At 37.9% G+C, this 19067-nt stretch carries 17 protein-coding genes; 14 read left to right on the plus strand and 3 right to left on the minus strand.

Annotation, left to right across the window (positions count from 1 at the left end; all coding sequences use genetic code 11):
• Nucleotides 1-71: 71 nt before the first annotated feature.
• Nucleotides 72-1463, minus strand: coding sequence for an IS4 family transposase (locus BN53_RS02495; protein ID WP_009558959.1), 1392 nt, complete (start codon nt 1461-1463; stop codon nt 72-74).
• A 510-nt stretch (nt 1464-1973) separates the two neighbouring features.
• Here BN53_RS02495 and BN53_RS02500 point away from each other — a divergent pair.
• The 3 genes from BN53_RS02500 (at nt 1974) to BN53_RS02510 (ending at nt 6140) form a co-directional block, all read left to right on the plus strand.
• On the plus strand, nt 1974-3719 hold the full coding sequence (locus BN53_RS02500) for a hypothetical protein (protein ID WP_009559329.1): 1746 nt from the start codon (nt 1974-1976) through the stop codon (nt 3717-3719).
• Between the two features lie 375 nt (nt 3720-4094).
• On the plus strand, nt 4095-4751 hold the full coding sequence (locus BN53_RS02505) for a hypothetical protein (RefSeq protein ID WP_009559330.1): 657 nt from the start codon (nt 4095-4097) through the stop codon (nt 4749-4751).
• Nucleotides 4752-5222: 471 nt separating this feature from the next.
• Nucleotides 5223-6140 carry an MFS transporter gene (locus tag BN53_RS02510; RefSeq protein ID WP_269082233.1) on the plus strand — a complete coding sequence of 306 codons (918 nt, stop codon included), beginning with the start codon at nt 5223-5225 and terminating at the stop codon, nt 6138-6140.
• Here BN53_RS02510 and BN53_RS02515 read toward each other — a convergent pair.
• Entirely contained in the window at nt 6137-7036 is a 900-nt protein-coding gene (locus tag BN53_RS02515; protein WP_009559332.1) for a LysR family transcriptional regulator, read from the minus strand. The genes BN53_RS02510 and BN53_RS02515 overlap by 4 nt on opposite strands.
• 111 nt (nt 7037-7147) lie before the next feature.
• On the opposite strand from BN53_RS02515, the gene BN53_RS02520 reads away from it, so the two are divergent.
• Nucleotides 7148-8368, plus strand: a complete 1221-nt coding sequence (locus tag BN53_RS02520; RefSeq protein WP_009559333.1) for an aminotransferase-like domain-containing protein — start codon at nt 7148-7150, stop codon at nt 8366-8368.
• The gene (locus BN53_RS02525; RefSeq protein ID WP_009559334.1) at nt 8369-9031 is read left to right on the plus strand and encodes a DNA alkylation repair protein; all 663 of its coding nucleotides are present in this window, start codon (nt 8369-8371) and stop codon (nt 9029-9031) included.
• Here BN53_RS02525 and BN53_RS02530 read toward each other — a convergent pair.
• The gene (locus BN53_RS02530; RefSeq protein WP_009559335.1) at nt 9026-9898 is read right to left on the minus strand and encodes a LysR family transcriptional regulator; all 873 of its coding nucleotides are present in this window, start codon (nt 9896-9898) and stop codon (nt 9026-9028) included. The two genes, BN53_RS02525 and BN53_RS02530, sit on opposite strands and share 6 nt — an antisense overlap.
• A 122-nt stretch (nt 9899-10020) precedes the next feature.
• Between BN53_RS02530 and BN53_RS02535 the strand changes: the two genes are divergently transcribed.
• The 9 genes from BN53_RS02535 (at nt 10021) to BN53_RS02570 (ending at nt 18903) form a co-directional block, all read left to right on the plus strand.
• A complete protein-coding gene (locus BN53_RS02535) occupies nt 10021-10881 on the plus strand; it encodes an aldo/keto reductase (RefSeq protein ID WP_009559336.1) in 861 nt (286 codons plus the stop codon).
• 24 nt (nt 10882-10905) lie between these two features.
• Nucleotides 10906-11562, plus strand: coding sequence for an NAD(P)H-binding protein (locus tag BN53_RS02540; RefSeq protein ID WP_009559337.1), 657 nt, complete (start codon nt 10906-10908; stop codon nt 11560-11562).
• Nucleotides 11563-11638: 76 nt separating this feature from the next.
• Nucleotides 11639-12313, plus strand: a complete 675-nt coding sequence (locus tag BN53_RS02545; protein WP_133286407.1) for a flavodoxin — start codon at nt 11639-11641, stop codon at nt 12311-12313.
• 82 nt (nt 12314-12395) lie between these two features.
• Nucleotides 12396-13433 (plus strand): zinc-dependent alcohol dehydrogenase family protein, encoded by a 1038-nt coding sequence (locus BN53_RS02550; protein WP_009559339.1) that lies wholly within the window; start codon nt 12396-12398, stop codon nt 13431-13433.
• 201 nt (nt 13434-13634) lie between these two features.
• Nucleotides 13635-15074, plus strand: coding sequence for a mucin-binding protein (locus BN53_RS02555; protein WP_081495914.1), 1440 nt, complete (start codon nt 13635-13637; stop codon nt 15072-15074).
• Nucleotides 15070-15324, plus strand: coding sequence for an LPXTG cell wall anchor domain-containing protein (locus BN53_RS09970; RefSeq protein ID WP_081495915.1), 255 nt, complete (start codon nt 15070-15072; stop codon nt 15322-15324). The genes BN53_RS02555 and BN53_RS09970 overlap by 5 nt, the downstream gene beginning before the upstream one ends.
• Before the next feature lie 163 nt (nt 15325-15487).
• Nucleotides 15488-15940 (plus strand): hypothetical protein, encoded by a 453-nt coding sequence (locus tag BN53_RS02560; RefSeq protein ID WP_009559342.1) that lies wholly within the window; start codon nt 15488-15490, stop codon nt 15938-15940.
• A 505-nt stretch (nt 15941-16445) separates the two neighbouring features.
• The gene (locus tag BN53_RS02565) at nt 16446-16670 is read left to right on the plus strand and encodes a hypothetical protein (protein WP_009559343.1); all 225 of its coding nucleotides are present in this window, start codon (nt 16446-16448) and stop codon (nt 16668-16670) included.
• A gap of 49 nt (nt 16671-16719) precedes the next feature.
• Nucleotides 16720-18903 carry an SLAP domain-containing protein gene (locus tag BN53_RS02570; protein WP_040537277.1) on the plus strand — a complete coding sequence of 728 codons (2184 nt, stop codon included), beginning with the start codon at nt 16720-16722 and terminating at the stop codon, nt 18901-18903.
• Nucleotides 18904-19067 lie beyond the last annotated feature (164 nt).

Raw genomic sequence — 19067 nt, forward strand, 5'->3', positions numbered from 1 at the left:
ACTTAAACTTCCCACACCAAAAAGAACTATGAAGCCTTGAAAACTCAATAGTTTAACCAGTAAATATTCAATTATGCTGCTAGTGATGGCGATATAGCCTCTTGCATGTACTTCGGGAGGCGGGAAATGAAAGCTTTGGTGAACCTTTCCATCTGCTCTTCTGTCAGTTGGAAGATCTCTTTCACGCTCTCGAACATGGCTTCCACCAGGATCTGAAGGGAGTGATGGAAAGTAATGTCCGCAAGCTCGTCTATCATGCAGTAAAAGAGCTCGCCTATTGTCCTATCATCTTCATCATCTCGCTTCTCAACTGACATGAACATGTAGCGCAGAAAGACGAAAGCCGTATGGGCAGTCAATGCATCATATGAGAGGCCGTGGTATTCAGTACCAAGTTTCAAGAAACTCTTGCAGGTCTTGAAGAAGACTTCGATGTCCCATCTTTTGCCGTAAATTCTGATGATCTCATTTTCATCGATCATCATGTCCGTGCAAATAAGAGCGATCCAATCTTTGCGGTTGGAGCGATTTCTTACGCAGACTATTCTGGCATCAACCTGGGCACCATCCTTGGCAGGATCTCCAACCTTTACAGGGACGGACAAGAGATATCTTGAACGACCTCGCCGCTTCTTGCATGCGCTGAAGATCTGCTTGACGTTCATCCGCTTACCATCGAACTCGTATGTGATCTTGGAACTCTTCTTCACCATGGCAATTACGTTTAGGTCACGTTGCTTGATCTGGACGATCTGATGAGGATTGGAGAACCAAGTGTCAAACATGACGTACTTAGCAGTAAGCCCTGCTTTCAAAGCTTGATCGAGTAGCTGGATAACTACATCGGTCCCCTTTGATTGGGCCATAATTCGTCTTTTGGCCGCGATTGTGCGCTTGTCGATCTTCTTGGTTGTCCCGATGACATTCTGATCATTCTTTGAGGACAAGAGAGATGAAGCGATTGGGACGAAGGAGGATCCATCAGTCCAACCCATGGTCATCATCCGAAAGCCCTTCTTGTAGGTCATCGAAACGTGGTCGAATACTTTGGCAGCCAGCTCAGTCTTCTTGTATCCAGTTCTGGAGTAGAGCGAATCGTCAAAGACGAAGCAATCCGCACGTTGGTCAGAGGTCAGATCTTTCAGATGCCCATTGACGATCTTCTCAGCTAGCAGAATAGTGAAGCGGAGCCAGTTGATATGTGGGTTCTGCATGAATCGATAGTAGGTGTTTTTGGAGAAGCCAGCAGTACACTTGCCAGACTTCTGTTGCATGTACATGCTTCTGTCTCGAAACACATTACTGAAGATGTATGAAAGGATCGACCAAAGAGGGATTCCTTTTGACTTGCGGAGCCCACATCTACGGAGAAGCTCCATAACTTTGTAGTCCTTGAAGAACTTTTCAACAGAACGGGCGATTTTAGGTTCATTTTCAGTATCGAATGATGGTAAACTAGACATAGCACAAGCCTTTCGTTTGATATTGATGATGTTGTGGTTGACTAAATTATATCAAGCGAACAAAGGCCTTGTGCTTTTTTATTGGCTAAACTATTGAATTTTCAAGGTACAAGCCCACTTTTGCAAGTGGGAAGTTTAAGTATGTTATATAAAATTCTGCAGTGAAGAATAAAAAATCTATTATTATAAGTGGATTGAATGCGGAAACAGTCTTTAATTAACTTCACAAATGTCAAACGTATGACATATTAGACCAAAAAATTTTTACCTTCAAGAATGTGGTAATATCGAGCTTGATTAATACTAAAATTCCATAGATAAAAAGTTATTATTGCATTAGTTAATTTTTAAGTGTTATACTAAGGACACTGATTCAGCGAAGAAAAATTTTTATGTTAAAAATAAAAGTTAATTATTTTTACTTTTAAAAGTATATATTTTTCAGAAAATGCATGCTAAAATATACGTAAATATTTTTGGATATCGAATTGTGTAATTAAGAGGGATAAAATGACGAATACTTCGTTTAGAAAATTAATGGCTAAGACTGCCACTGCTACTGTTTCAGCTGCAATTTTGGGCCAATTATTAGTCACACCGGCTTATGCTACTGAAACAAATAGTGAACTTTCTGAAACTGTTCAAACTAGCGGCAAAGCTGAAAGTTCAGATCAAAACCAAAGTGGTGTTTCATCAACAGAACATTTCAAGGGCTTGTCTGAAGATCCAACAGAAATTACTGATGGTCAAGGCAACAAGACCACTACTGGTGAATGGGCTAAGAAATTAAATAACGAAAATGATCTTGGCATTGCTAGTGGTTTTGGCGTTTTTGCTGAAAAGGTAACGGTAACCGAACGTGCTGATGTTAACTCAAGTATTGCAACTAATGAACTAGATACTAATTCTAGCTATCGCTTTGGAACTCGCGGTAAGGAAGTTAACAACAATGCCACTAGCGACGTTAACTACATTCGTCATGCAACCTTATCAGATTACAGTTTTTGCCAAATGGGTCAAGCTAATGGCGTTCACGGCGAACATATTGTTTTTGGAAAAGATACTAAGATCAAGCAAACTCGTACAGACGAAAATGCTGTGGTAATTTTTGACCAAGAACATGAAACTCGTATGAACGATTTCCATAATGGTAAAGATGGCAACAAGCTTGAAACCGAAAAAGAAGACGGTGCTTATCTTGATGTTACCGGCGTTTTAGACGATTTATCTAAGAAGTCTGTTGCTTGGCAAGAAAAGCAAGGCTTAAAAATTGATACAAATGCTATGAACGGCATCGATATCAATATTAATGAAATGACTGCTGACAGCGACAACCATATTTATGTTACCGTTCCAGAAAGTGTCATTAAGAACGGTAATGCTGTTTTGAAGCTGAATCGTTTAGAATCATTGGACGGCAAGAAGACTACTGTTATCTTGAATGTTCAATCTTCAGGCGATCAACTTGATGTAATGGCTAAATGTGAATTCAATTACGGTGGTCAATCAATGGGTGCAGCTGAAACTCATCCTCACCAAAACCACGTTATTTGGAATTTCGGTAGCAACGTCAAGAAATTGAGCATCAATAATGACAAGATTATGGGTAGCGTTTTGGCAACTGATGCCAAGTTGTTTGTCGGCAAGAATATTGATGGAAATATTATCGCTAAGGAAGTAACAATTGCAGCTGAAAACCATGAATGGGATTTGGCAGATAGCAGTAATCCATCTATTCCATGGACACCAGTCGTGCCAAGTCAAGATGATCCTTCCGATAATCCTCTAGCTCCAGGCAAAAAACCTGATGACAAAAAACCTGATGACAAAAAACCTGATGACAAAAAACCTGATGACAAAAAACCTTCAACACCAGTCGTGCCAAGTCAAGATGATCCTTCCGATAATCCTCTAGCTCCACTACCAAAGGAACCTATCACTGACTTGCCAGATGTTAACCCTGGTCAAACAACTGATGTTGAAAAGACGACAATTATCTCTGGCTACAAGCCTTTGCCTAAGAAGGTACATAGTAAGACCACCACTTCTGTTAAACATCTTGTTTTGAAGAACAACCAATCTACAAACAATAAAGCAACTAAACTAACTGCTACAAACACTAACCAAAATACTACTAATCACATTTTGCCACAAACTGGTGAAAAGAAAACATCAGGTGTATTAGGCACTATCTTGGCATGGCTAGGATTGAGCCTACTTGCAGGGATGCTATATGACCCTAAGAAAAAGCGGTAATTAAATATGGCAAATAAAAGGCTTACTCACAATAAAGTGGGTAAGCTTTTTTCGTTGGAAAAAATAAGCAAACAAATAGCCGCTCATAACTTTGGACAGGATTGAGCGACTTTTTGTCATCAATATGTACCACCGTTTATAACGGATCTGTGCAAGGAGAGCTATTGGCGTAGCTCTCCTTTTTCATTTCTATTGCTGTTATAGCAGTTTTTAGTAAAAAAGGGTAATATTTAAGTGATGTTGTAAACGTGACAGAGGATTATTTTATATTATGCTAGGGATGTAAAGAGGGGATTTGAATGACAATAGGGGAAGCTTTAAGAAGAGAGAAAAGCACAACATAAGACTCAGGCACAATGGATTAAAAAAATAGATATGTCAGTTTCTCATTATTCTGAGATTGAGTCAGGTTATAAGCATAATGGTAAAAGTTCAGACATTGACAGTGAAGATTTAATTTTACTTCTTAAGTCAAATCATGTGAATTTGGGTGATTTTTTTGATTCAGTAAAGGATGCATACATAGTAGATGAAAAAGAAGAAAAAATCGAATTTCTTTCAAGAGAATTATATAAAGCATTTAATGAGGCAAATTATACTAAGGCTGAGCAGATTAGAAAACAGGTACAGCAATTGCCATATGCTCCTAAAAGTTTATATTACTCATCCATCTTAATTGCGGCTGATTTTAAAGATAATATGATGACTTTGGATCCGATGATCAAAAGTAAAATTGATAAATATCTTTATCAGTCAGCTAAGTGGGTAGATAACACAGAAATGTTAGTGATTTTTGGAAATTCTATTCCGATGTTCGATAAAAATACCATGATTTTAAGAATGGATCAATTGATACGTGGATATAAGAATATAAATACCTTTCCAAAAGGCGTTCAGATTAGAATATCCAACTTGTGTATCAATTATCTTTACGATGTTATTCTTATCAGAAAAGAAAAGGATTATATTGATGGGGCCTTACAATTGATAAAGGATTTGCCGGCTAATGAAATATTTGCATTTAAAAAATAATTGCTAAGTATTTAGAGGATATAGCTGAAGGAAATGTCGAATATGCGAAAGATTTGCGTGCTATTTTGATTAGAAGTGGCTTGCAGAATATAGTAGATAAATTTCCAATTTAATTTCGAAATTTCGAATTTTTATGGCTGTATCTATTTTTTAGGATTATTATGTTGATAGGTGACGATAAGTTATATAACCAATATTAAGTCAATATTTCGGAGAGAAAAATGTTTCGTTCAAGTAAAAATATACTTATAATTTTAATTGCCGCAGTTTCGCTTGTCATATTATCAAAGAATATGACGATGAAACTATCCCCGAATCTACCATAGCTATTCAAATAAATTCAGATCAACATAAAAATACTAAAAAATAAGTTTTTTCCACGATGTCCAAGTTAGCTCACGAAGGCAACTATCAACTTGCTTTAGTAAGGGTGATGAATGTCAATGGCAAAAATAAAAAATCAATTTATTCATTTTAAGCTTAGGTACTTTATTACGAATGAGTCTCAGGCCTGGGCTGCTATTATTGGGAACGATGTTGATTGGCCTTGGAATTGATGGGGGCAATGTTTTGTTGCCAGCTATAATTAAAGCAAAATTGCCAAAGCAAGTTTTACTCGGCGTTAGTCTTTATACTACATCAATGATCTTGACTAGTTCCCTAGGTACGGCATTTTTAGCTGGCTTGGCGATGAAATTCTCACTAGCAACAACCATGAAGGGCTTATTTGTTTTCTCGCTTCTTTCGATCGTGGGTAGTTTATTATTAAAAGAAAATACCATTAAAACTGCAACTGAAGCAATTAACTTGCCAGCTTTATTGAGGAATAAATTGGTTTGGCTAATTTCGCTCTTTTTTGGCCTTCAGGCTTTGCTTTACTATTCTTTGACTACTTGGTATGGACAGATATTGCTCAAGTTGGATCGCTTTTCAACTAAAGAAGAAGCCTTGTTGATGACTATCTTGCAGCTAAGCTGCCTATTTTGTGCACTTTTAACGCCAATTTTTGCTAGAAATAGCCTAGGCAAGCGCTTCTTGATCTCAGTTATTGGCGTAGGCTTTGGTCTTGGCGTAGTAGGTTTATGTTTGGGCAGCAACAATTTAATCGTTGGAATTATCCTTGCTCTGCTAGTGGGAGTAGCTTCTGGCTTTTCTTTTAACTTGGCGGTAATCTTTTTCACGCAAAAAACTGCCAGTAGTAGGGAAACTGTGGCAGTATCTGGAATTGCTCAAACCTTAGGCTACTTGTTAGCTAGTCTAGGTCCGGTGATTTTTGGCCGGCTTTATACTATGACTGGAACTTGGCAGAGCGTGATTTTGATCTGTTTATTCTTGGCGATCTTGATTGCTTGGTGCGGCTTCCAAATTGAAAAGTTTGAGACCATCTAGATCGTTAACAAGCGACTAGGGTATTTTTCAGCAATGAAAGTTTGCAGTTCTTTAATCATGGCTTTAGTTGATGGTGTTAAACTAGCAGAGTTAGTTGTTACTAAACCGATTTTCCGGTAAAAAGCATCTTCAAACGGAATAATCTGCACCTTGCCGGTATTTTTCTGCAAAGCTAGTGCAGGCAGGATTCCTAGACCCAGACCAGCTTCCACCATGGCAATAATCGACTGGTCATCAATTGAGAATTGAATGGCAGTTGGCGAGATATGGTAGTGGTCCAAGGCTGCCTTGGTATCCCAGTCGTAGTCGCCTTTTTGCAAAATGAAATTGTAATTTTCCAAATCTTGCTGGCTAACGCTTTGGCCGTTTTGAATCTTAAAATCACTTGGTGCGATGCAGTAGATTTCATCTTCGATTAGTTTTTGGCTGATGACGCCGGGTTCTTTAGTTGGGAGCATGGTAATTCCTAAATCCAAGTTGCCGTTTTTTACGTCGCGAGTAATTTCTGAAAAGCCGGCTTGTTTAACGGTGATTTCCACTTGCGGATATATTTTTTTGAAGGCTTGAATAACCGGCGGCAGCCAATTGATGCAGGCTGATGAAAAGGCACCAATCCGGATGATTCCGATATCTAGACCTTGAATTTGTTGCGATAGCTGGGTAATTCTAGCTTGAGTATTGATAATTTGCTGGACTAGGGGCAGAATTTTTTCGCCATTTGGAGTTAGGCTAACACCTGTTCTTGAGCGGTTGAAAACCGAAAAGCCCAATTCTTGTTCAAGCTGGTTGATTGAGTGACTGATAGCTGAAGGGGTCACATTCAAGACGCTAGCAGCTTTATAAAAAGTGCCTTGTTCAAGGACAGTGGTGAATACTAAATAAGGAAAGGGTAACATAAGAGCTCCTTTAGATGAATTTTTTTCAATTTAAAAAGAAAAAGTTGAATTTTATTATATCTACTCTTGGAATTATAATATTTTTTAGCAAGAGAGAAAAGGGGCTTAGATATGTTAGAAAATTTATTTTCAAGTCGAGTAAAGTTAGATGGAAAATCAAGATTAGTTGGGTTATTCCCAGAAACGCATTACATAGACAATATTTCTTTTGGTGGTGGTGCACCAGAAGAAAGACTATTTCCAGTTGCAGAGTTGAAAGAAGCTTATCAAGCTGCCGTTCAAAAAGAAGGGGCACATGCTTTCCAGTATCATGATATTCGCGGACCAGAATATTTAAGACAGTTTTTGCTTAAGCGAGCAAAAGACTTAGTTGGAATAAAAAACGTTGATGATAGTCAACTGATGCTGACAGCTGGCGGACAGCAGGGAATCGAGCTGGTGGCTAAAATGTTGCTCAACAAAGGGGATGCTATGGCAGTTGAAGCACCAACTTATGTTGGAGCCTTAGCTGCTTTTGATAATTATGAACCAACTTACTACAATGTCTCTATGCAAGATGATGGAGCCGATCTTGAGCAATTCGAGCAGCTTTTACAAGTTCATCCTGAAATCAAACTCTTCTACACGGTGCCTGATTTTCACAATCCGACAGGGATTACCATGTCGATTGCCAAGCGCAAGCACTTAGTTGAACTTGCAAATAAATATGACTTCATTATTCTTGAAGATACGCCTTATCGAGATTTACGCTATCTGGGTCAAAGTTTGCCTAGCGTGAAGTCATTTGATACTGAAGGCAGAGTGATCTTTTTGTCGAGTTTTTCTAAGATTTTGACTCCTGCCTTTAGAATCGGCTGGCTAGTTGCAAGTCCAGTAGTCGTTCAAGCGCTGACTAAACTAAAGCTAGCAGAAGACTTAGAAGTACCTTATTTGCCATCGGCTACAATTGAATATTATCTAAAAAACAATGATCTAGATGAACATATCCAAAGCCTGCGAGATTTGTATCAAGGCAAGATGGAAGAAATGACGACGGCACTTAATCGCTATTTGCCAGGTGTTAAAGTTAGCTATCCTGAAGGGGGATTTTTCCTATGGCTGGAGCTTGATGAAGGTATTGACACTACTAAATTGTTATGGGAAAATTCAGTACCAAAAGAGCATCTGGTTTACGTGCCATCAGAGAACTTTTATGCAAATCGCGACTGCAAGAATGGAATGCGAATTAATTTTACAGGTCCTAGTTATCAGCAGATCGATGATGGCGTCAAGCGTTTGAGCAGGATGCTACTAGAAACCAGCAAGAAGGAATTTTTTGTAAAGGCAGTTTAAATGAACGAAATCAATACCCAAGAAATTTTTGATCAAGTAAAGGCAGCTTTTGAAAAAGAGGCCGATCTGGTTAAAGCACCATTGATGTCTAAATATCTGCGCAATCAGTTTGCCTTTTATGGTATTCAGTCTCAAGCAAGAAAGGCTTACTATAAAGAAGAATTGAAAATATTAAAAAAAGCTCCTCTTGATTGGGAGCTGGTTGATCTGGCCTGGAGCGATGGGCATCGGGAGTTTCAATATTTTGCTTGCGATTATTTAAGGGCAAAGGGAATCGAGTTGTCAGACTTAGCTAAGATCAAAAAGTTAATCGTGGCTAAATCATGGTGGGATACGATTGACTCCTTGATTAAGCCGATCGGAATGCTTAGCACACAAATTGATCTAAGCAATGAAATGCTGGCTTGGTCTAAAGATGATAATTTCTGGGTGAGACGAGCAGCAATTGAACATCAATTGACTTTAAAGGATCAGACTAAGCCAGATTTACTTAGTCAAATTATTATCAATAATCTTGGCAGTCAAGAATTTTTTATCAATAAAGCAATCGGCTGGGCTTTAAGAGATTATTCCAAGATTAATCCAGATTGGGTTAGTCAGTTTATTGAAACTCATCCAGAATTAAGCCCCTTAAGTAAACGCGAAGCCAGCAAATATTTATAACTTACTAAAAGCTTGTGAAATCTGTTTAAGCAGAGGTCGCAGGCTTTTTGATTTTTCTTTTAGATATGTAGCATAAAAATCGATTCGATTATTGGGATCATCAATAGCAACTGGAACGCGGTCATCTTTTTCTTCATGTGCTTGACTGGCAATGGTCAAATTAGATCTGAAGACTGGAAAGTTCGAGTACTTAGTTAATTCATCAAGAGATTCGATATCCTTTTGATATAAAAACTTAGCATTAGGAATTTGTTTTTCTGTTAGTTGTCGCCAAGGACCGATATCTTGATAAACCAAAAAACTAAGTCTCTCCAACTCTTTGAAGGTGACTGAGGTTTTGCTGGCTAAAGGATTAAACTGATCGATTCTGACTAATATTTTTTCCGCCCCTAAATAAAAGGACTCAAGTCGATCGTCATTTACTTCTTCAGTGGTAATCACGATCTTGCTCTTCAAAGTAAGCAGCTCTTGGACAATTTGTTCAGGTTCAAGTAGTTGCTCGTGAAAACTAAAATTATAGTTGCAGTCCAGTGTTTGATAATGACGCATAAGCCAAAGCAGAGGACCTGGAAGGACAGTAGAAATAGCTAATTGATTGTTTCTCTGATCAAAATTTTGAACAGTTGTCAAAAAATTATCGCTAGCTTCTAGCAGGGCTTCTGCTTCTTTAGCAGCCAACTTTCCGGTTTCGGTTAGGCTAATGCGATTAACACTCCGATTAAAGAGTTTAACACCTAGTTGTTCTTCAAGTTTTTTCAAGTTTCTTGAAACGCTAGGCTGAGTAATTAATAGGTGCTCAGCTGTTTCGCTAATAGTTTTGTATTTGTTAAAGGCTACTAATTGACTGAGCAATTCAAGATCAAGCATAAGACTCCCTCCTTACTATGCACTATATGTATACTAGCATGTTTAAGAAGTAATTTTAACTAGCTTTATTAAGTTTTAAACTAAATTCAACAAGTTAAGATTAGAAAAAAGAGGTAACACATATGCAATACATAACTTTAAACGATGGGAAAAAGATGCCCCAACTTGGTTTCGGTGTTTTTCAAGTTAGGGATTTAGCTCAAGCTGAACAAGCAGTCAAGGATGCAATCGAAGTTGGCTACCGTTTATTTGACACAGCAGCAGCTTATGGCAACGAAGAAGCAGTTGGCAAGGCAATTAATGAAAGTGGAATTGACCGCAAAGAATTCTTTGTAACTTCTAAACTTTGGGTAGATCACTTCACTTATGAAAAGGCTAAGGAAGGTATTGAAGACTCATTAAGAAAGCTCAACATGGATTACATGGATCTTTACTTACTTCACCAACCTTACGGTGATATTGCAGGTGCTTGGAGAGCTTTGGAAGAAGCACAAGCAGAAGGCAAGATTAAATCGATCGGTGTTTCTAACTTCTACCCAGATCAATTAAAGAACTTGGAATTGATGAGCAACGTTAAGCCAGCTGTTAACCAAATCGAAGTTTCACCTTGGTACCAAGAAGAATTAGACGTAAACTTCAACCAAAAAGAAGGCGTTCAAGTTGAAGCTTGGGCTCCATTTGCGGAAGGAAAGCATGACATTTTCACTAATGAAACAATTGCTTCAATCGGCAAGAAATATGGCAAGGCCAACGGTCAAGTTATCTTGAGATGGCTACTTCAAAGAGGAATCGTAGTTATTCCTAAGTCAGTTCACAAGGAAAGAATGGCTGAAAACTTCAACATCTTTGACTTTGAATTGAGCGATGAAGACATGAAGTTGATGGCAACTCTTGACAAGAATGAAAGTCAATTCTTTAGCCACCGTGATCCTAATGCAATCGAATCAATCTTTGGTTCAAGTTTGAGAGCTTTGAGAAAGTAGAAATTTTTTAAGATAGGAGAAAATATGAAAAAAGTAGCAATTATTGGTGCAAACGGTCAAATCGCTCATCTAGTTGAAGAACGCTTATTGGCTGAAACTGATGTAGAACTAACTTTATTATTGAGAAATTCAAACCGTTTGGCTAATTTAGCTGACAATCCTCGAGTAAGAATTATTGATGGAGATGCTAAAAATCTTGAAGATTTAAAGAAAGCAATCCAAGGACAAGATTTAGTTTACGTTTCTTTTGTTGATCACGGTGCAGGTGCAACTTTAACTAAGAATGTGATTAGGTTGATGGACGAAGCAGGAGTTAAGCGGTTGATTTCATCAAATATCTTGGGTATTTACGATGAAGTACCTGGTGAATTTGGTCGCTACAATCGTGAAGTTTGCTTTGGCGGCAAGGTGACAGAAGATAATCCAGCAGTAGTTTCAGACCGTGAGATTGAAAATTCTGATCTTGATTACACTGTAATGAGAATAGCTTGGTTGAATGATCATCCAGATACTAATTATACTGTTACTTATAAGGGTGAAGAATACATTGGTGTTTCAGTTTCAAGAAAGAGCGTAGCTGATGTGGTAGTCAGAATTGTTAAGGATTTTGATCTCTTCAATAAGGAAAGTATCGGTTTTGCAGATCCAGCCACTCAAGGAGCTACTAGACCTGTTTATTAATTAGTTGAAATGAAAGAAGGCAATTTAATGGAAAAGCAAAAAGTAGCGATCGTTACAGGTGGAGGATCTGGTTTAAGTGCTTTCTAAAAAGTTGAAAATTTTTACAATCATAACTTTAGTTTTAGGTTTATTGGTAGCTTGTGCCAATACCTCAACTAGTTCAGGCTACGCAAAATCAAGTAGAACTGTTAAGGTCAATAAGGCCAAGAAGACTAAAAAGGGTAGTAGCAAGAGAACAAAGACTAAGAAAAAGAAGAAAGTAACAAACAAGAAGGGGAATAATAGAGTGCTGATTATCTACTTCTCAATGAGTGGCACGACTAGAGCGGCTGCTAAGTATATTCAAAGCCAAACAGGCGCTGATGTCTTTGAGCTTAAAGCAAAAGATCCATATCCTAGCGACTATGATGGATACGTTAAACGAGGAGACCAAGAAAGACGCAATAATATTCATCCAGCTATTAAAGATAAAATTCCTAATTTTGACAAGTACCAAACTATTTTAATTGGATATCCTACTTGGTGGAGTCAACCACCAATGATTATCGATACTTTATTTGATGATTATAATTTTAGTGGCAAGACGATCATTCCGTTTACTACTAGTATGTCAACTCCAATGTCAGCTTCACAAACTAAGATTAACCAACTAGCTAAAGCAGATGGTGCAAAGACTAAGACAGGCTTGAGAATCACAGCTAATGACAGTAGAGTTGACTCTTGGCTTAAGAGTAATAATTTGGAAAAATAGAGCGCAAATTAGTACTATCATCTAAAAAGCAATTATAATTGAATTAGTAGTAATAGTAAGTTACCGATGAAGGGGGAATTTTATGAAGTCAGCAGTTTTTGTTGAACCAGGGAAAATGGAAGTTCGCGAATTTTCAAAACCAGTAATCGAAAAGCCGACTGATGCCATTATCCACGTTGTTAGAGCATGTGTTTGTGGATCAGACCTTTGGTGGTACCGCGGAATTTCTAAACGTGAAGCTGGATCAACCACTGGTCATGAAGCTATTGGTATTGTTGAAGAAGTAGGTAGCGAGGTAACCAACGTTAAGCCAGGCGACTTTGTAATTGCTCCATTTACGCACGGCTGTGGTTATTGTGCTGCTTGCAAGGCAGGATTTGATGGCAATTGCTTAAACCGTGAATCTGGTGCAAACGGTGGCTATCAGGGAGAATACTTGCGCTTTACTAACGCTAACTGGGCCTTGGTAAAAGTTCCAGGTAAGCCAAGCGACTACAGCGAAGATCAATTGAAGTCCTTGCTTACTTTGTCAGATGTTATGGCGACCGGTTACCATGCAGCATATAACGCTGAAATCAAGCCAGGCTATACTGTTGCAGTCATTGGTGACGGGGCAGTTGGCTTATGCGGCGTAATTGGTGCTAAATTGCTTGGTGCTAAGCGAATTATTGCTTTATCACACCACGAAGATCGGGCAAAACTTGCTACAGAATTTGGCGCAACTGATATCATTAGTGAGCGCGGGGATGATGCTGTGAAGAAGTTAATGGAATTAACTGATGGCGTTGGTGCTGATGCAGTCTTAGAATGTGTTGGTGCAACTAGTGCAATTGAACAAGCTGGTCAATTAGCAATACCTGGCGCAATCATCAGCCGTGTAGGTATTCCAGAAGTTGAACCAAAATCTAATAATTTATTCTGGAAGAACGTTGGCTTGCGCGGAGGACTTGCTTCAGTAACTACTCACGATCGCGACCATGGCTTATTGGATGCTGTTTTGAATGGTGAAATTAATCCAGGTAAGGTCTTTACTAAGAGCTTTAGTTTGGATGATGTGCAAGCAGCTTATGAAGCGATGGATAAGCGTGAAGCAATCAAGTCAATGCTAGTAATTGAATAATAGCTGTAATCATCAGGTGATGTGCCTGGTGGTTATTTTTACTATCATAGGTTTGAATAAGTTTGTTACTAAATATTAAATCGAAAAGAGTAACGATTTAGGCGTAGTAAAAGAATTGTAAACGTTTGAAGAAATAAGTATGTTACAATAAAATTATGTATATATAAACGTTAATTTTTAATTTAAGAGGAATATTTTCAAATAAAAGAAAAAAAGCAAATTTTTGGTTTTAGAAAATTAAGTGTGGGCCTAGCTAGCGTTGCTCTTGCTACTACTATTTTAGGTGTAACAGGTAACAAGCAAGTTCAAGCAGCTGATACAGATGCTAATACTGTTCCAGCAGAAGGTGCTGAAAAGACTAATAAGGCTGATCAAACTTACGATGTTGCACCTACTAAGACTGTTAAGTTTATGGATGGTAGTGAGGAAGTAGATAGCCAAACTATTACCGGTGTACAAATTAAGGGTACAGATAAATTTGAATATCCAACTGTTGTTGCACAAATTCCAGATGGATATGAATCAACTACTAAGATGATCTCAGCTGATACTTTAGATACTATTGCTGTAACCAAGAAGAAGGACACTACTCCTACTACTCCAAGTACAGATACAAAGAAGGTTTACTTTGTGTATGAAGACGGTACAGAAGCAGCTAAGTCAGTAAATTTGGATGGATTTAAGGAAGCACCATTTATAAAAGGTTATGAAGCTGATGAACAAGCTCCAGACAAAGATGGTAATATCACTTATATTTACCGTAAGTTAGCATCTAAGGATGATAAGACTATCTATTCTTCAAATCCTACCGATGTGCCTACAAATCCAAATAATGTAGATAAAACTAAGGGGCAAGATATCAACCATAATTTCAATATTGATTTTAAGTTAGTTGATGATGCTGGAAATATTAAGGAAATTAAAAGTGGTAAGGTTGAAGTTGATCAAAGCTTTTATTACGCTTATACCCGAGACAATGATAAGGGTACTACTGAATATCTTGATCCAAAGTTTAGCACTACTGTAGAAGATTTTCTCAAGGGTTTGAATATTTCTGCAGAATATAAAGAAGGAAAGCTATTGGTCAATGGATTACCTTTAAAGACTGTACAAATCGGTGATGATAAATACGATGTTGTATACGTAACCCATGAATACCACATGGGCACTGACGGTAAGGAAGGCTTGAAGTACACTGACGTTGATACAGCTAACATTGACGACAAGACTTACTACAACTTTATCAAGACTCACGGATACGATCCAAAGAATGGCGATTTAGGTAACAAAGATACATTCAACCTTGTATATAACCCAAGTACTTCAGCTGCAGGCTACATGCCAACAATTGCTTCAATGTCTAACAATACTGTTATTTACTTGAAAGCTCGGCCAAAAAGTAACACTGACACTCCAACTCCAACTCCAGAATCAACTACCAGCATCGTTACCGAAAGCAAGACAGTGACTGAAACTATCCACTACGTATACGAAGATGGTACTAAGGCACACGATGACTTTGTAGCTGTTCCACTTATCTTCACTAGAACTGGTGTAAGAGACGACTCAACTGGTATTGTAATTTGGGGTAGCTGGTCACTAGCTCAAACTTTCCAAGCAGTAAACTTCACCAACTATTGATGGTTACACTCCAGACAAGCCAGTTACTCCAAACAAGGATACTGATGTTCCTAACACGCCAAGCGACAACAACACTAACACCACTACTAACACTGGAAACGGCGAAACTCCAGCAACTACAGTAAGTGAAAAGTCTACTGATCAACAATTGCCACAAACTGGCGAAAAGGATAGCAGCTTGTTAAGCTTAATTGGTTTAGGAATGCTTGCAGCAACTGGTCTTTACGCTGGTAAGCGCAAGAGAGACTAATTTATAAAATATAAAATCAAGATAGCAGATAACTCTAAAGTAGGGTTACCTGCTATTTTTTTGCTCTTTTTCACTAAAAGATTGGGGCTGCTTTTTTGATATGGAAAAATTATAATTAGATAGTAATTTATAACATAAAGAGTTAGATTCTAGAGGTGAAAAAATGGCAAATATAGCTGAAGCAAAAGGAAGAATTTATGTTGATGATGCAGTATACGAAAATCATCATAAGGTCTTTGATCTACTATGGGATGAGTTAAACGCTGGACGACTTGATGAATATGGCATCTATGTTATGTCTAAGAGTGAAAGCGAGGCTGAGTTTGAAGGCGCTGGTAGATGGGAAATGCAGAATACGATTTATGATGTGCTTAACAGCAAAAAAGATGCCCTAAAACAAGTTAAAAAAATCTTGCATGAAGCAGGTGGGACACTTACTTTTGAATACGATGAATATGAACCAGGAAATGAAATTCTTAGATCGGTTGAATTGGGTTTTTTGGTCAGAGAAGATGGAAGCTGGGAAATCACTAATGAAACTGTTAATGACTATTCCTATGATGATGAAATCATTGAAGAATTAGGCTTTACACCAGCAGATGAGGGTGATTTTTAAGCGATATTACCGCATTTTTCTGCTTGCAAAAAAATTTTTTGAAAAAATTTGCAATTCAAAAAAAATAATTCGCATTTTTTGCGTATATATATAATAGAGGGGTAAATTTGATCCCCAATCTTTTACCTCTTTAGAATGTTCGATTTGTCCCATCGTTACCTCGGTTATTTGAGCTTTTATTTCTTCAAAGTCTTATTCCTACAGATCTATGAAACTTTTTGTAAACTCTACTGTTAAATATTATTAAAGACAAGTCTTTTTCACGCAACATAGATCAAATTATACTGGCTCTTTTAAAATAACCAGGCTTCCCCAAATAAATAATCGACATTCGCCGGCGCTAGCATTGACAAGAAGCTAGCGCCATTTTTTTATGCCTGAAAGCGAGAATATAAAGCATATACTTTAATTGTTATCGTTAACAGAAAAACAAATATCATTGCTTTTGAAAACGCTTAATTATAGACTTGTGAAGTAAAGAAAAAATCGGAGGAAGAAAGATAATATGGTAAAAATAAAAAACTATAATAAACGGTATCAGTATGCATTCGTTTATGCTTCAGCCATTTTAGGGCTTTGGCTTGGAGCAGGTGTTTCGGATCAAGTTAAGGCAGCAGAATCACCAAATACAGATGTGCCTTCAACTCAAGTGAATACAAAATATGATTCGTCTACTATAGTTCAAGATAACTCTATCGCAAATTCAGTCGATAATCAAGAACAGATCTGAACTTAATAAAATTGACCCTGGCATCTTGGTTTACGGCGAAGGCTGGGAAATGCGCAAGGTTCATGAAAGAAATAGTGCTGCTCAAAGAAATGCTTGGGAAATGGACAATAATATTGGCTACTTCTCTGATGATATTCGAAATGCCATCAAGGGTTCAGATTACGGTGGCGTAACTCGAGGCTTAGTTGAAGGAAACCCTAGCGATGTTCAGAAGTTTATTGATGCCTTTTTAGGCGGTCAAAACTTGCGCCACCACTACAAGGCCCCAACTCAGACTGTCAACTATGTTGCAGTACACGACAACAGGACCTTGTATGACCTCATTAAGCACGTTATGCCAGGCGAATCTGAAGAAAATATCATCAAGCGTGATAAATTAGCTACCTCAATGGTAATGCTAGCTCAAGGTATTCCATTGTTCCATTCAGGTCAAGAAGCCTTAAGAACTAAGCACGATAATGAAAATAGCTACAATGCTTCAATTGAAATTAACCAAATTGATTGGAATAGAATCAAGGCAAACAAAGCAGTAGTCGATTATTTCAAGGATTTAGTCAACGTACGTAAGTCAAACGCGGATGCTTTTGCCAAAACAAACTATGACGAAATCAACAAGACCATCAAGACAATCAGAGATGGTAGAGACGGAGTCTTGGCCTTTGAATATCGCTTAGACAACAGATGGATGTATGTTGCCTTTAACTTGAATAATAATGATGCACAACTAAATGTTGATTTAAGCAAGGGAAGCAAGTTAATCGATAGCGATGGCAATACCATTTTAGCAAATAATACTACTTTGAAGCCATTAAGTACGTTGGTTGTTCAGCGGATGAAGACGCCAGAAGAATTGAACAAGACGCAAGTAGTAATCCACTACCAAGGAAATGGCCAAGTTTGGGAGCCTTATGTTTGGAGTGAAGGAGCAGAAGAGCCAGGTAAGCAATACCACTGGGATGGTGAAGATGAAAATGGTCACTTTGTCACGATCGAATTAACTGGTGACTTAAAAGAAGTCGGTATTTTGATCAAGAAGCTCAACGTTTGGGATAAAGATGGTTCTGGCGAAAATAGAATGTTCCAAGTTGATCCAGATGGCCGAGTTGAAGTCTTCTTCAAAGAAGGCTATGACAACGACCAAAAAACGCCAGCTAAGTACGATCAAGCTTCTGTTAAGATTAACTACAAGGGATTTGATGCAGTTAAGCAGGTAAATGTTTGGACTGATACTAACGATCAAAAGCAAACTGTTGATTTAAGTGATACAGACGGATTTAAGACTGGATCACTTGAGCTTAAGGGTGATAATTTTAGCAAGATCTTTATTGCTCCAGTTGGCGTTGATACGCTTGTACGCGAATTTACTCCAACTCCAGGCAAGCTTAGTGACTTATACTTAGTTGCTAATACTGAAACAGGCTACTACAACGATAATCGTGCTAATAATCAGTATGAAACAGTTAAGGATCAGGAACCAAGTCAGATTGATTGGAGCAAGATCGAAGAGTCTGTTAAGCCTGATAAGCCGGTTAAACCAGATCAACCAGTAACTCCAGATAAACCTGGTCAACCAAAGTCTGATGACGTTGTTCAGCCTTCTGTTGATCCAGTAGTAGTTCCAGCAGTTGAAACGCCAACTTTGCCTACAACTACAATTGAATTGACCCACAATACCTATGTTTACTTGCTTGAACAAGGTTTACTTAAAGCCGACCGTAGCAAATTGCTTCCTGCTGGCACTAAGATTGAACCAGTAGCAGGTACTACGATTTTTGTCCTTGATGGCAAACAATACTATCAAATTGATGCTGGCAAGTATATCAAGTTAGTAAACACAATTTCTGATCACAACAATGTGATCGCGATGATCAAGGCTAGCCCAATTCTAGATAATTTAGGCAGAGCCACCGGCAAGATGGCATATCGTGGTCAGGAATTCAAGATTAATCACGATAATCGCTTATTTGTCAAAAATGGCAAGACTTACTATGCAATCAACAATAGCGAGTATGTCGAAGTAGGGGATGCAATGATCCTGGCTAAGATTCGCCATAATAGCTATGTTTACAACTCTCAAGGCAAGGCGATCAGAAAAGGTTTGAAGCCAGTCAAGATCAAGGCAGGAACTAGCATTTTCTTGATGAACGAAATGAAGCCAATCACTGTTAACGGCAAACGCTTCTACCAAATTGGCGAAAATAGCTACATCAAGATGGCTAATGTTGATATCTAATTAAGCTTAAAAAATCTCGAAGTTCAAAAATTTCGAGATTTTTTTGTTTTCCAGGTTTAGCAATTTTAAATATTTAAAAAACAAACCTATTATTTTAAATGTTTTAAAAAAGGTAGTACAATATCCTTTGTAAGAAGTCAAAAATAGTTTTTTCAAAAGAGGGA

The sequence above is a fragment of the Lactobacillus pasteurii DSM 23907 = CRBIP 24.76 genome (genome assembly GCF_000297025.1).
Classification (GTDB): domain Bacteria; phylum Bacillota; class Bacilli; order Lactobacillales; family Lactobacillaceae; genus Lactobacillus; species Lactobacillus pasteurii.

Excerpts from the sequence above, each read along its gene's own strand:
- BN53_RS02495 (WP_009558959.1), bottom strand. The coding sequence starts at position 1,463 with ATGTCTAGTTTACCATCATTCGATACTGAAAATGAACCTAAAATCGCC.
- BN53_RS02500 (WP_009559329.1), top strand. The coding sequence starts at position 1,974 with ATGACGAATACTTCGTTTAGAAAATTAATGGCTAAGACTGCCACTGCT.
- BN53_RS02505 (WP_009559330.1), top strand. The coding sequence starts at position 4,095 with ATGTCAGTTTCTCATTATTCTGAGATTGAGTCAGGTTATAAGCATAAT.
- BN53_RS02515 (WP_009559332.1), bottom strand. The coding sequence starts at position 7,036 with ATGTTACCCTTTCCTTATTTAGTATTCACCACTGTCCTTGAACAAGGC.
- BN53_RS02520 (WP_009559333.1), top strand. The coding sequence starts at position 7,148 with ATGTTAGAAAATTTATTTTCAAGTCGAGTAAAGTTAGATGGAAAATCA.
- BN53_RS02525 (WP_009559334.1), top strand. The coding sequence starts at position 8,369 with ATGAACGAAATCAATACCCAAGAAATTTTTGATCAAGTAAAGGCAGCT.
- BN53_RS02530 (WP_009559335.1), bottom strand. The coding sequence starts at position 9,898 with ATGCTTGATCTTGAATTGCTCAGTCAATTAGTAGCCTTTAACAAATAC.
- BN53_RS02535 (WP_009559336.1), top strand. The coding sequence starts at position 10,021 with ATGCAATACATAACTTTAAACGATGGGAAAAAGATGCCCCAACTTGGT.
- BN53_RS02540 (WP_009559337.1), top strand. The coding sequence starts at position 10,906 with ATGAAAAAAGTAGCAATTATTGGTGCAAACGGTCAAATCGCTCATCTA.
- BN53_RS02550 (WP_009559339.1), top strand. The coding sequence starts at position 12,396 with ATGAAGTCAGCAGTTTTTGTTGAACCAGGGAAAATGGAAGTTCGCGAA.
- BN53_RS02560 (WP_009559342.1), top strand. The coding sequence starts at position 15,488 with ATGGCAAATATAGCTGAAGCAAAAGGAAGAATTTATGTTGATGATGCA.
- BN53_RS02565 (WP_009559343.1), top strand. The coding sequence starts at position 16,446 with ATGGTAAAAATAAAAAACTATAATAAACGGTATCAGTATGCATTCGTT.
- BN53_RS02570 (WP_040537277.1), top strand. The coding sequence starts at position 16,720 with ATGCGCAAGGTTCATGAAAGAAATAGTGCTGCTCAAAGAAATGCTTGG.